Origin of the sequence: Streptomyces sp. MnatMP-M17 (genome assembly GCF_900091995.1) — a bacterium.
Taxonomy (GTDB): Bacteria; Actinomycetota; Actinomycetes; order Streptomycetales; family Streptomycetaceae; genus Streptomyces.
Window position 1 is genome coordinate 1 of the sequence record NZ_FMDK01000113.1, and the last position, 12,014, is coordinate 12,014.

Consider the following 12,014-nt stretch of genomic DNA (forward strand, 5'->3'; position numbering starts at 1 on the left):
CGGAGCGGCGCGGCGGCCAGCAGACGGTCCAGGTCGGCCGTCGAGCGGCCCCGCGGGCGGTGGCCCGCGTGGGCGAGGCAGACCGTACGCAGGGCCTCGCGGAGTTCGCGGGCCGCGACCGCGTCCCGTTCGGTGAGGCCGAAGGCCGCGCGGCCTTCCGGCATGTCGAGGGAGTCGGCGCCCGTTTCGATGTCCAGCGTGTTCACCAGGGCCTCGATCAGGGCGAGCCCTCCCGGTGCGGGCGGCTTGTCACTCATGGTTGCGACGTTACCTCCTGTGCGGGAGCATGCAGTCACCACAACCGTTACCGGTTGCGTCGCCCTAGCGGTAACACGCAGCAACGCAGAAGGAGAACGCCATGGCCATCGCCACGCTCGGCACCGTCGTCCTGGACTGCCCCGATCCCGTCGCGCTCGCCGGTTTCTACGCGCAGGTGCTGGGCGGTGAGATCGAGGACGACGGCGACGGCTGGGTGGAGCTGACCGGCGCGACCGGGACGCCGCTCGCGTTCCAGATCGCGCCCGGCTTCGTACCTCCGTCCTGGCCCGCGCCGGAGGGCTCGCAGCAGTTCCATCTGGATCTGACCGTCGAGGATCTGGACGCGGCGGAAAAGGACGTGCTGGCGCTCGGCGCGACCGCGCTGGACGCGGCGGACCCCACACGCTCGTGGCGCGTCTACGCCGATCCCGCAGGGCACCCGTTCTGCCTCTGCGCCTGCTGACGCCGGTGCGGGACGCCGACGGGCCCGCCCCGACCGCCTGGCGAGTGAGCCGAAGGGGCGCGTCGGTGCCGAAAGAGAGGCTGTGCTCGACATGCGGCTCCGCCGCATGGGCGGAGGGTCCCGAGGAACGAGGGACCCGAGCACGGTCGACCGTCGGCAGTGCCCGCGGCAGGAGGCCGCTGATGGACACGGCAAGCGCCCCGGAGGCGAACCGAGCCCTCAGAAAGAAGAGCCGTCCAGGTCCTCCAGCGTCGCCCGCGACGGGCCCCGTACCGCCTGGGCGGCGCGCGCCACGTCCTCCGCCGCACGCAGTGCGCGGACCGAGTTCTGCCAGGTCAGCTTGGCGAGGTCCGCCGTCGACCACTTACGGGAGAGGAGTTCCGCGATCAGATTCGGATAGCCCGAGACATCGTCCAGGCCCTGCGGAGTGAAGGCCGTACCGTCGAAGTCGCCGCCGATCCCGATGTGGTCGACACCGGCGGTCTCACGCATATGGTCGAGATGGTCCGCGACCGTGGCCGCCGTGGCGACCGGACGCGGATGCTCCGCCTCGAAGGCCTCATGGATCTTCATGGCGCCGGGCGTGGTGTCGAGCGGATGCAGACCGTGCGCCCGCATGTTCTCGTCCGCCGCCGAGGTCCAGGCCACCGCCGCGGGAAGGATGAACTTCGGTACGAACGTGGCCATCGCGACGCCGCCGTTCGCCGGCAGCAGCTCCAGCACATCGTCCGGGACATTGCGCGGATGGTCGCAAATCGCCCGCGCCGACGAGTGCGAGAAGATCACCGGCGCCTCGCTCACCGCCAGCGCGTCCCGCATGGTCGTGGCGGCCACATGCGAGAGGTCGACCAGCATGCCGGTCCGGTTCATCTCGCGGACCACCTCACGGCCGAAGGCGGAGAGCCCGCCCACGCCCGGGACATCGGTCGCCGAATCCGCCCACGCGTTGTTGTCGTTATGGGTGAGCGTCATATAGCGGACACCAAGAGTATGGAGGGCGCGCAAGGTCGCGAGGGAGTTGTTGATGGAGTGGCCGCCCTCGGCACCCATGAGCGAAGCGATCCTGCCGTCGCGGCGCGCGCTCTCCATGTCGTCCGCCGTCAGCGCGCGGACCAGATCGCGCGGATGACGGACGAGCAACTGGCCGACCACATCGATCTGTTCGAGCGTCGCGCTGACCGCGTCGTCACCGGCCATGTCGGACCGTACGTACACGGACCAGAACTGTCCGCCGACACCGCCGCGCCGCAGCCGGGGAATGTCCGTGTGCAGCCGCGCCGACATGTCGTCGGCGATGTCGAGCCGGTCCAGGTCGTAGCGGACCTGCTCCCGCAGCGCCCACGGCAGATCGTTGTGACCGTCCACCACAGGGAATTCGGAGAGCAGTCCGATCGCCTGGGCAAGGAACTCGGCGGCGGCGGGAGAGCCCGCGGCCTCGGAAGACTTCGCGGCGGCGCCGGATTCGGCCGCGTCCTGAGAGCCCGGCACGCTCACGGCGCTCACCGTCCGAACCCGAAGTGTTCCGCGCCCTCGGCCTTCGCGCGCAGCCGCTTGCCCTTCTCCGTCGCCTGTTCGTTCAGCTCCTGCTGGAACTCCCGCATCCGCGTGCACAGTTCCGGGTCGTACGCCGCGAGGATACGGGCGGCCAGCAGCCCGGCGTTACGGGCGCCGCCCACCGAGACCGTGGCGACCGGGACGCCGGCCGGCATCTGGACGATGGAGAGCAGCGAGTCCATGCCGTCCAGATACTTCAGCGGTACGGGCACGCCGATCACCGGCAGCGTGGTCACCGAGGCGAGCATGCCCGGCAGATGCGCCGCGCCGCCCGCGCCCGCGATGATCGCCTTCAGCCCGCGTCCGGCCGCCTCCTCGCCGTACGCGATCATCTCGCGCGGCATCCGGTGGGCGGAGAGGACATCGACTTCGTACGGGATCTCGAACTCGTGGAGGGCCTTCGCAGCGGCCTCCATGACGGGCCAGTCGGAGTCCGAGCCCATGACGACGCCGACCAGTGGTCCGGCGTGAGAAGAGGTCATTCGGTGATCGTTCCTCGGAGATAGCCGGCGGCATGGCGGGCGCGCTCCAGCACGTCGTCCAAGTCGTCGCCGTAGGTGTTGACATGCCCCACCTTGCGGCCGGGCTTCACGTCCTTGCCATACATATGGATCTTCAACTGCGGGTCCCGGGCCATACAGTGCAGATAGGCGGCATACATATCGGGATAGTCGCCGCCGAGGACATTGCACATGACCGTCCAGGGCGCGCGTGGACGCGGATCGCCGAGCGGCAGATCCAGCACGGCCCGCACATGGTTGGCGAACTGCGAGGTGATCGCGCCGTCCTGGGTCCAGTGCCCGGAGTTGTGCGGACGCATCGCCAGTTCATTGACGAGGATGCCGGGCGTCCCGTCCACGTCGCGGACCTCGAAGAGCTCCACCGCGAGATGGCCGACGACTCCCAGCTCGGCGGCGAGCCGCAGGGCGAGCCGCTGGGCCTCGCCCGCCAGTTCGTCCGGCAGACCGGGCGCCGGCGCGATGACCGTGTCACAGACTCCGTCGACCTGCCGCGACTCGACCACCGGATAGGCCACGGCCTGGCCGTGCGGCGAGCGCACGATATTCGCGGCCAGCTCCCGTACGAAGTCGACCTTCTCCTCTGCGAGCACCGGAACACCGGCCCGGAACGGCTGCTCGGCGTCCTCCTCGGACCGTACGAGCCAGACGCCCTTGCCGTCGTAGCCGCCGCGCACCGTCTTCAGAACGACGGGAAAGCCGCCCACCTCGGCCGCGAAGGCCGTGACATCCGCCGGACCGGCCACGATGCGGTGGCGCGGGCAGGGAGCGCCCAGCTCGGTGAGACGGGCGCGCATCACGCCCTTGTCCTGGGCATGCTCCAGAGCGTCCGGGCCCGGCCTGACAGGGATACCGTCCGCCTCCAGGGCACGGAGATGCTCGATCGGGACATGCTCGTGATCGAAAGTGATCACATCGCAGCCACGCGCGAAGTCACGCAGCGTGTCCAGATCGCGATAGTCGCCGATCACGACTTCGCTCACCACCTGGGCCGCCGAGTCCTGCGGAGTGTCACTGAGGAGCTTGAATCTGAGGCCGAGGGGGATACCCGCCTCGTGGGTCATACGGGCGAGCTGACCGCCGCCGACCATGCCGACTACCGGGAACGTCACGCTCCCAGGGTATCCGCCGCCCGCCGGGGCCCGTCCGCGTGCGGCGGCCGTCGTCCGGCGCGTCACCCGCCCGCCAGTCAGCCATCACACACCGCCACATTCGGCTACCTGGAGTTGTGGTTTTCTATCACATACGGTCGCCCAGGCGGCCGTGAGAGGCCCTGGTTAGCATGGTCGGAACTGACGTCGACCGGACGGGGCTGAACAGGCATATGAGCGAACGGGGCGCACTCCGCGTGCGACTGGACCGGCTCGTACGCGAGGTGGCCAAGTTCGGCGCGGTGGGCGGCGCGGGCCTGCTGGTCAATCTCCTGGTCTTCAATCTCGTACGGCACACCACTCCGCTGCCCGTGGTCCGCGCCAGCGTCCTGGCCACCGTCGTGGCGATCGCCTTCAACTATGTGGGCTTCCGCTACTTCACCTATCGTGACCGCGACAAGAACCGCCGTACCAAGGAGCTTTCGCTCTTTCTGCTGTTCAGCGCGGTCGGCCTGGTGATCGAGAACGGTGTGCTCTACACCGCGACCTATGGCTTCGACTGGGACAGCCCGCTCCAGAGCAATGTGTTCAAGTTCCTGGGCATCGGCGTCGCCACGCTCTTCCGTTTCTGGTCGTACCGCACCTGGGTGTTCAGAACGCTGCCGGGCCCCGGCCCGAGCGGTCCCGCGGTCGCGTCGTCCGCGACGGACCGGGCTCTCGCGCGTGCGCGTCAGCGGACCGGACGGTCCTGATCATCCTTCTGCGCCTTGCGCGTACCGGCCTCACGGCTCAGAAAGAGCGCGAAGACCGGCGGCTGCTGCTGGAGCAGCTCCAGCCGACCGCCGTCCGCCTCCGCCAGATCGCGCGCCACGGCCAGCCCGATCCCGGTGGAGTTGCGTCCGCTGATGCTCCGCTCGAAGATCCGCGCGCCGAGATCCGCCGGTACGCCCGGGCCCTCATCCGTCACCTCGATCACACTCTGGTTGCCGGTGACCCGGGTACGCAGCGCGACCGTACCGCCACCGTGCATCAGTGAGTTCTCGATCAGCGCGGCGAGCACCTGGGCGACCGCGCCCGGAGTGCCGACGGCCCGCATGCCCTGCCGGCCCGAGCAGACGATGGCGCGTCCGGCGCTGCGGTAGGCCGGGCGCCACTCCTCGATCTGCTGCTTGACGACCTCGTCGAGGTCGAAGGCGACGGCCGAGCCGGTACGCGGATCGCGGGCATTGGTGAGCAGCCGCTCCACCACGTCCGTCAGCCGCTCCACCTGCGTCAGCGCGACCATCGCCTCCTCCTTCACGGTGTCCAGGTCATCGGTGGCGGAGATCTCCTCCAGCCGCATGGACAGCGCGGTGAGCGGCGTACGGAGCTGGTGCGAGGCGTCCGCGGCGAGCCGCCGCTCGGCGGTGAGCATCCGCGCGATGCGTTCGGCGCTGGAGTCGAGGACATCGGCGACCCGGTCCAGCTCGGGCACTCCGTACCGCTTGTGCCGTGGGCGCGGATCGCCCGAGCCGAGGCGCTCCGCGGTCTCCGCGAGATCGGTGAGCGGCGAGGCCAGCTTGTTCGCCTGCCGTACGGCCAGCAGGACGGCGGCGATCACGGCGAGCAGGGCCACCGCGCCGATGATCAGCAGCGTTCTGCCGACCTCCCGGTTGATGGAGGAGCGGGCCTCCTCGACCGTGACGGTCTCGCCCTCCTCGCCGTCGGCGTGGCCGCGGATGACGCTGCCGGTGGGACGGGTGCCGATCTCGACGGGCGCGCGTCCGGGAATCTCGATCCTGGCGTAGCGCGTCCGGTCGATCTGCTCGGAGAGGACCTTGGCCGAGATGTTGTCACCGCCGAGAAGCCGGCTGTCGACGATGCTCACCAGGCGCACCGCCTCGGTCTCGACGCTCTCCTGGGCGCTGTTGCTGATCGTGCGCGTTTCCACGATGACGAGCGAGACACCGAACACGGCGATGACGACGAGTACCACGGCGAGCGTGGAATTGATCAGACGACGGCGCATGGTGCTGCCCTCCGGGCAAGGTGACGCGTTCGACGGCCCGAGGCGTCGGCTCTACCGCAGTTCTGCTTCAGCTCTGCTTCGGCGCTACTCGAATCTACTTCGGAGCCTCTCGAATCTACTTCGGAGCCTCTCGGATCTCTGCTTCAGCTCTTCTCGAAGCGGAAGCCGACGCCCCGCACCGTGGCGATGTAGCGCGGGTTCGCCGCGTCGTCGCCGAGCTTCTTGCGCAGCCAGGAGATATGCATGTCGAGCGTCTTGGTGGAGGACCACCAGGTGGTGTCCCAGACCTCGCGCATCAGCTGGTCACGGGTGACGACCCGGCCCGCGTCCCGGACGAGGACCCGCAGCAGGTCGAACTCCTTGGCGGTGAGCTGGAGTTCCTCGTCGCCCATCCAGGCGCGATGCGACTCGACGTCGATCCGTACGCCATGGGTGGCCGGGGCCGGAGCCGGATCGGCGGCGCCGCGCCGCAGCAGCGCCCGTACCCGGGCGAGCAGCTCGGCGAGCCGGAACGGCTTGGTCACATAGTCGTCGGCACCGGCGTCCAGTCCGACGACGGTGTCCACCTCGTCGGCGCGGGCGGTCAGTACCAGGATCGGTACGGCGTGGCCCTCGGCGCGCAGTCTGCGGGCGACTTCGAGGCCGTCCATGCCGGGCAGGCCCAGATCGAGCACGACCAGATCCACACCGCCCTGGAGTCCGGCGTCCAGCGCGGTCGGACCGTCTTCGCGGACCTCGACCTCGTAACCCTCCCGGCGCAGGGCGCGGGCCAGCGGCTCCGAGATGGAAGCGTCGTCCTCGGCGAGCAGTACACGGGTCATGTGGTGATGGTAGACCGCAGCGGGCGGCGCTCGGGCCGCCTGGTGGGCAGCACTCGGGCCGCACTCCGCGACGCCTGCGGGTCCAGGGTTCGATCCGATGATCCACCTTCGAATATAAGTGTTCCATTCCATCACCACCTAGGATTCATTATCCCAAGTCCCTTCATATACCACTCTGTCCTGCCGTATGGTGGCTGGACCCATCGCCGGTGCGGTGCCGGAAGGAACGATCCATGGCGTCCAGCCTGACGAAGGACTCGCCCAGCCTGCCCGCGGGCCCGGAGCAGACCTTCTTCGGCCACCCTCGCGGACTGGCCACACTTTTCATGACCGAGATGTGGGAGCGCTTCAGCTTCTACGGTATGAAGGCCCTGCTGACCATCTATCTGCTCTCCGGCGGCCCCGACGTGTCGAAAGGGCTTCAGTCCGGCGGGCTCGGGATGGATCTGGCCACGACCACGGCCGTCTACTCCATCTATCTGTCGATGGTCTATCTGCTGGCGCTGCCGGGCGGCTGGCTGGGCGACCGCGCCTGGGGCCCGCGTAAGACCGTCACGATCGCGGCCTGCACGATCATGACGGGCCATCTCGTACTGGCCCTGCCGGGATCGAAGACCTTCTTCGCCGGGCTGGCGCTGGTGGCGCTGGGCTCGGGGCTGCTGAAGGCGAACATCTCCACGATGGTCGGCCACCTCTACGAGGGCACCGACGACCCGCGTCGCGACGGCGGCTTCACCGTCTTCTACATGGGCATCAACATGGGCGCCTTCTTCGCGCCGCTGGTCATCGGCACCGTGGGCGAGAAGTACGACTGGCATCTCGGCTTCGCCCTCGCCGCCGTCGGCATGGGCATCGGCCTGCTCGTGTTCCTGCTCGGTACGAGGCATCTCAGCCCGCGCAGCAGCGTGGTCCCGACTCCGCTCTCCCGCGAGGAGCGCGCGACCTGGCTGCGCAAGGGCATGGTCTGGCTGCTGGTCGCCGCGGTGTTCTACGGCGTGGTCGGCCTCAGCGGTCACGCCACCATGAACTGGGCGATGGTCCCGCTGACGCTCGCCGGAGTCGTCATCCCGGCCGGAGTGCTGATCCGGATCAAGCGCGACAAGGAGCTGACCTCGGCCGAGCAGACCAGGATGTCCGGCTACATCTGGTTCTTCGTCGCCGCCGCCGTCTTCTGGATGATCTACGACCAGGGCGGCTCCACGGTCCAGGCGTTCGGTACGGCCAAGGCCGCCGACCAGTTCTTCGGGCTGACGTTCCCGACCTCCTGGTACCAGTCGCTCAATCCGGTGTTCATCATGGCGCTGGCGCCGGTCGCCGCGTGGTGCTGGCTCTGGCTGAACCGCAGAGGCCAGGAGCCCAGTACGGTCGCGAAGTTCGCCGCCGGGCTGTTCTTCGTCGGCGTCTCGTTCCTCTTCTTCCTGGCCCCGCTGGCGATGTCGGGCGACGGCACCCTGGTCAGCCCGATGTGGCTGGTGGGCATCTATCTGATCCAGACGGTCGGCGAGCTGTGCGTTTCGCCGGTGGGTCTTTCGGTGACGACGAAGATGGCGCCGGTGAAGTACGCGAGCCAGATGATGGGCGTCTGGTTCCTGGCGGTCACCGCGGGCGACTCGGTCACCGGGATGCTCTCCATCGCCGGAGTCGATCTGAGCCGCGCGGGAGTGGTGGGCCTGGAGGCGGTGCTCGCCGTCGCGGCGGGCGGCGCGGTCTTCATGTACCGCAGGAAGGTACGGGCGCTGATGGGCGACATCCACTGAGGGCACAGCGGACCGGCGTATGCGTGTTGTTACCGGCGTATGTGTGTTGTTTACGTACGCCAACGCGCGTTTACGTACGTTTACGCGCGTTACATCGGCGGCGCGGCCAGCTCCGCCCAGACCGTCTTGCCCGCGGTGCCCGGCGTTCTGATCACGCCCCAGTCGAGACAGAGCCGCTGGACGATGAACATGCCGTGCCCGCCGGGCCGTCCCGCGCGGTGCGGAGTGCGCGGCGCCGGCTGTCCCGTACCGCGGTCCGTGACCTCCAGTCGCAGCACTTTGGCGGTGCAGGTGACCCGTAGCCGCTCGGGTCCCTCCGCGTGCAGACAGGCGTTGGTGACCAGCTCGGAGACGACGAGCAGCACATCCTCCGCCGCCGCCCGCCGGTCCGCGGCCGACGCGGGAAGCCATCCCCAGTCGTGGAGCGCCTGGCGGGTGAAGTCGCGCGACAGCGGGACAACACCGCTGGCGCCGGAGAGCGCGAGCGTCCGTACCCGTTCGTCGGACGGCGCGGAAGGCGTGGGAGGCGCTTCCGCGGCGTCCGGCTCGGGGCCGAGGTCGCCCGGCCGAGGCTGCCGGGTGGTGCTCATCAGCGCTTCACCTCACCGATTCACCAATTCGCGAGTTCATCAATACAGAGCGTGCAGGATCCTGTGCGGCCCGCCCGGGGTCTTCTGCCCCTCCGAATCGTGACAACACCCACTTCTCGGAAAGGCGCGCGAGTCGCAACGCCAGTCGGAACGCGAGTCGGAGGAAGCCACCTGGGGCTCAGCCGCCTCAGCCGACCCGGTCAACTCAGCCCATTCGGCCGGTTCAGCCGGTTCAGTCAGTCGGTCAGGGCGTCTTCCATCGAGTCATGGACGGTGAACACCGCGTCCGCGCCGGTGATCTCGAAAACGCGCGCCACGACGGGCAGCATGCCGACCAGATGGACTCCTCCCCCAGCGGCCTCCGCCTTGAGGCGGGCGCCGAGCAGCACATTGAGCCCGGTGGAATCACAGAACTCAAGCCGCGAACAGTCGATCACCAGGCGTGCCCGGCCCTGTTCGAGCGCGTCGTCGAGAGGCGCCCGCAACAGCTCGGCCGTGTGGTGATCCAGCTCACCGGCCACGGTCACTATCTCGCTCCGGCCCTCGGTCCGAACCCCGACCCGAAGCCGGCCCCGGTTCACGCTGCCGACCGTCTGGCGGTCCATGCCCGTCCTCTTCGCCGTTGTCAGATGCCGTGTGTCAGATGCCATCGCCGTTGAACATTACGCCTTTCACACGGAGCCCGGTACTCCAAGTCCCCAGCATTGCGGGCAAATAGCACAATTTACACTTGCAACGATCCAGGGTGAACCGGTAGGGCTGGAAGAGACACATCCGACACGGCCGGCTTCGGAGGCGCCGCACACCGCTGCGAACACGTACTGGCATCGGCAGCCATATGCCGAGAACGATGGAGGAGACCATGTCACCCCCGCCCCCCGCCCATCAGGTCACCGCTCCCGAAGTCCCGGAGAGCCTGACGGACCGCGCAGATCCGGCAGGTCCGTCAGAACGGGCCGACCCGGCAAGACCGGCAGGTCCGACAGAACCGGCAGGTCTGACCGATCTGCCCGAGATTCCGCCCTTCGCCGAAGTCGGCGCCGTGGACGCACGGGCCCTGTCGAAGACGCTCTTCGCCCGGCTGGAGTCCCTCGAAGAGGGCACGCACGAGCACGCATACGTCCGCAACACCCTGGTCGAACTGAATCTCGCCCTGGTGAAGTTCGCCGCCGGCCGGTTCCGCACCCGCAGCGAACCGATGGAGGACATCATCCAGGTCGGCACGATCGGCCTGATCAAGGCCATCGACCGGTTCGAGCTGAGCCGTGGTGTCGAGTTCCCGACCTTCGCGATGCCGACCGTCGTCGGCGAGATCAAGCGTTTCTTCCGCGACACGTCGTGGTCGGTACGCGTCCCGCGAAGACTCCAGGAACTCCGCCTCGACCTCGCCAGAGCGGGCGACGAACTGGCGCAGCGGCTCGACCGCGCGCCCACCGTCGGTGAACTCGCCCAGCGCCTCGGCATCTCCGAGGACGAGGTTGTCGAGGGCATGACGGCGAGCAACGCCTACACCGCGAGTTCGCTGGACGCGCAGCCCGAGGAGAACGACACCGAGGGCTCCCTCGCGGACCGGATCGGCTACGAGGACCATGAGCTCGAAGGCATCGAGTACGTCGAGTCGCTCAAGCCGCTGATCGCATGCCTTCCGCAACGGGACCGTAAAATCCTCTCCTTGCGCTTCGTCGCCAATATGACGCAGTCGGAGATCGGCGAGGAGCTCGGCATCTCCCAGATGCATGTGTCCCGGCTGCTCTCGCGCACGCTCACCAGGCTCAGAAAGGGCCTGACGCTGGACGAGTAGCGCCCGGCGGCGGCCACGGCCGTCGCGGCACCGTCGCCGGAAGGGCCCGCCCGCACACTGGGCGGGCCCTTCGGCGTTATTGACGGCTCGTCCGGTATGGGACACATTGAGCCGGGGGCAGGGGGGAACGGAATGGCTCTTGGGGAGGGCTGCCCGCCGGAGCACTCGGTGCTTCCGGCGCGCACGAGACGCTCAAGTCGCTCGGCGGACGACGGCGCGTCTTCGGCGTACGCGACGCTGGAGGCGCTGATGCGCCAACGGCTGGGCAGGGAATGTGTGTACATGCCCTCATGCCGTCTGGGGCTGTATGTGGCGCTGCGCCACTGGTGCCCGCCTGGTGGACGCGTCCTTATGTCGCCGGTCAACGATGACGTGATCTTCTTTGTGGTGCTCGCGGCCGGACTCCGTCCCGTACAGGCGCCGTTGAACGCGCGGGACGGATCTCTCGACCTGGCGGCCGTGCCCGACGCGTACTGGCGCGGGCTGTCCGCCGTACTGACCACCAATCTGTACGGGAATCCCGATCCGGCACCCGAACTGCGCGCCCGGTGCGACGCGTTGGGCATTCCGCTGATCGAGGACGCGGCGCACGCGCTGGGCAGCGAGGTGGCAGGACGTCCGGTCGGGAGCTTCGGCGACGCGTCCGTGTTCAGCCTCTCCAAACATGTAGGCGCGAAGACCGGTGGGTTTCTGACGGTGGCGGATCCGGCGTTGCGTTCGGAAATGGCCGCGGCCCGGGACGCGCTGCTGGAGCCGTCGCGTCTCACCTCTGAACTCGCCTACGCGCTGCGTCCGTACGCCGAGACCGGAGTCCGCGGACTGCGGCTGGTACGGGCGGCGCGCGCGGCACTGAGACTGCTCGGCCAGGAGGAGCGCGCGGAGATCCGGATGCCGCTGCGGCCCGGCGAGCTGACGCGGGCGATCGACGGCGGCGCCGGTCTCGCGGCCCTTCATCCCTGGATCAGGGTCGATCTGCACGACTACCGCCTCAGGCCCGGCCGCGTACGGCTCGGACGTACGGAACGACTCCTCGCGGGCCTGGACGAACGGCTCGACGCCCACCGGCGAGGTACGGAGAAGCTGCTGGCCACTCCATGGGCGGGCGGTCCCTGGAGCGGCAGCCGCTCGGAACCTGTACAGCCGCTGTTCCCGG

General features: G+C 68.8%; 12 protein-coding genes and 1 pseudogene. 5 read left to right on the plus strand and 8 right to left on the minus strand.

The window, feature by feature from the left end; translation table 11 throughout:
- Positions 1 to 257 (minus strand): annotated as a pseudogene (locus GA0115259_RS06220) (hypothetical protein); the annotation flags it as partial.
- Positions 258 to 358: 101 nt separating this feature from the next.
- Between GA0115259_RS06220 and GA0115259_RS06225 the strand changes: the two are divergent.
- Positions 359 to 721 (plus strand): VOC family protein, encoded by a 363-nt coding sequence (locus GA0115259_RS06225; protein WP_093592023.1) that lies wholly within the window; start codon positions 359 to 361, stop codon positions 719 to 721.
- A gap of 219 nt (positions 722 to 940) precedes the next feature.
- Here the strand turns inward: GA0115259_RS06225 and GA0115259_RS06230 are convergent, their stop codons facing one another.
- The 3 genes from GA0115259_RS06230 to GA0115259_RS06240 form a co-directional block, all read right to left on the minus strand.
- Positions 941 to 2,113 carry a dipeptidase gene (locus GA0115259_RS06230; RefSeq protein WP_093592053.1) on the minus strand — a complete coding sequence of 391 codons (1,173 nt, stop codon included), beginning with the start codon at positions 2,111 to 2,113 and terminating at the stop codon, positions 941 to 943.
- Positions 2,114 to 2,220: 107 nt separating this feature from the next.
- Positions 2,221 to 2,757 carry a 5-(carboxyamino)imidazole ribonucleotide mutase gene (gene purE, locus GA0115259_RS06235; RefSeq protein WP_093592026.1) on the minus strand — a complete coding sequence of 179 codons (537 nt, stop codon included), beginning with the start codon at positions 2,755 to 2,757 and terminating at the stop codon, positions 2,221 to 2,223.
- Positions 2,754 to 3,905, minus strand: coding sequence for a 5-(carboxyamino)imidazole ribonucleotide synthase (locus GA0115259_RS06240; RefSeq protein ID WP_093592029.1), 1,152 nt, complete (start codon positions 3,903 to 3,905; stop codon positions 2,754 to 2,756). Before GA0115259_RS06240 ends, purE begins: the two co-directional genes overlap by 4 nt.
- A 212-nt stretch (positions 3,906 to 4,117) precedes the next feature.
- Here GA0115259_RS06240 and GA0115259_RS06245 point away from each other — a divergent pair, with 212 nt between their 5' ends.
- A complete protein-coding gene (locus tag GA0115259_RS06245) occupies positions 4,118 to 4,636 on the plus strand; it encodes a GtrA family protein (RefSeq protein WP_093592032.1) in 519 nt (172 codons plus the stop codon).
- Here the strand turns inward: GA0115259_RS06245 and GA0115259_RS06250 are convergent.
- Positions 4,615 to 5,892 carry an ATP-binding protein gene (locus GA0115259_RS06250; protein WP_093592035.1) on the minus strand — a complete coding sequence of 426 codons (1,278 nt, stop codon included), beginning with the start codon at positions 5,890 to 5,892 and terminating at the stop codon, positions 4,615 to 4,617. The two genes, GA0115259_RS06245 and GA0115259_RS06250, sit on opposite strands and share 22 nt — an antisense overlap.
- A gap of 143 nt (positions 5,893 to 6,035) precedes the next feature.
- A complete protein-coding gene (locus GA0115259_RS06255; RefSeq protein WP_093592038.1) occupies positions 6,036 to 6,713 on the minus strand; it encodes a response regulator transcription factor in 678 nt (225 codons plus the stop codon).
- A 233-nt stretch (positions 6,714 to 6,946) separates the two neighbouring features.
- On the opposite strand from GA0115259_RS06255, the gene GA0115259_RS06260 reads away from it, so the two are divergent.
- A complete protein-coding gene (locus tag GA0115259_RS06260; RefSeq protein ID WP_093592041.1) occupies positions 6,947 to 8,470 on the plus strand; it encodes a peptide MFS transporter in 1,524 nt (507 codons plus the stop codon).
- An 89-nt stretch (positions 8,471 to 8,559) separates the two neighbouring features.
- Here GA0115259_RS06260 and GA0115259_RS06265 read toward each other — a convergent pair whose 3' ends face one another.
- Entirely contained in the window at positions 8,560 to 9,060 is a 501-nt protein-coding gene (locus tag GA0115259_RS06265; RefSeq protein WP_093592044.1) for an ATP-binding protein, read from the minus strand.
- 236 nt (positions 9,061 to 9,296) lie between these two features.
- Positions 9,297 to 9,665, minus strand: a complete 369-nt coding sequence (locus GA0115259_RS06270) for an STAS domain-containing protein (protein WP_093592047.1) — start codon at positions 9,663 to 9,665, stop codon at positions 9,297 to 9,299.
- Between the two features lie 257 nt (positions 9,666 to 9,922).
- On the opposite strand from GA0115259_RS06270, the gene GA0115259_RS06275 reads away from it, so the two are divergent.
- Both GA0115259_RS06275 and GA0115259_RS06280 read left to right on the plus strand, forming a co-directional pair.
- A complete protein-coding gene (locus GA0115259_RS06275) occupies positions 9,923 to 10,861 on the plus strand; it encodes an RNA polymerase sigma factor SigF (protein WP_093592050.1) in 939 nt (312 codons plus the stop codon).
- Between the two features lie 249 nt (positions 10,862 to 11,110).
- Positions 11,111 to 12,014 (plus strand): DegT/DnrJ/EryC1/StrS family aminotransferase (locus GA0115259_RS06280; RefSeq protein ID WP_093592056.1); only part of this gene is annotated, 904 nt, incomplete at its 3' end.

What these genes read in the sequence shown, in the direction of transcription:
- GA0115259_RS06225 (WP_093592023.1), top strand. Translation starts at nt 359, where the DNA reads ATGGCCATCGCCACGCTCGGCACCGTCGTCCTGGACTGCCCCGATCCC.
- purE (WP_093592026.1), bottom strand. Translation starts at nt 2,757, where the DNA reads ATGACCTCTTCTCACGCCGGACCACTGGTCGGCGTCGTCATGGGCTCG.
- GA0115259_RS06245 (WP_093592032.1), top strand. Translation starts at nt 4,118, where the DNA reads ATGAGCGAACGGGGCGCACTCCGCGTGCGACTGGACCGGCTCGTACGC.
- GA0115259_RS06250 (WP_093592035.1), bottom strand. Translation starts at nt 5,892, where the DNA reads ATGCGCCGTCGTCTGATCAATTCCACGCTCGCCGTGGTACTCGTCGTC.
- GA0115259_RS06255 (WP_093592038.1), bottom strand. Translation starts at nt 6,713, where the DNA reads ATGACCCGTGTACTGCTCGCCGAGGACGACGCTTCCATCTCGGAGCCG.
- GA0115259_RS06260 (WP_093592041.1), top strand. Translation starts at nt 6,947, where the DNA reads ATGGCGTCCAGCCTGACGAAGGACTCGCCCAGCCTGCCCGCGGGCCCG.
- GA0115259_RS06265 (WP_093592044.1), bottom strand. Translation starts at nt 9,060, where the DNA reads ATGAGCACCACCCGGCAGCCTCGGCCGGGCGACCTCGGCCCCGAGCCG.
- GA0115259_RS06270 (WP_093592047.1), bottom strand. Translation starts at nt 9,665, where the DNA reads ATGGACCGCCAGACGGTCGGCAGCGTGAACCGGGGCCGGCTTCGGGTC.
- GA0115259_RS06275 (WP_093592050.1), top strand. Translation starts at nt 9,923, where the DNA reads ATGTCACCCCCGCCCCCCGCCCATCAGGTCACCGCTCCCGAAGTCCCG.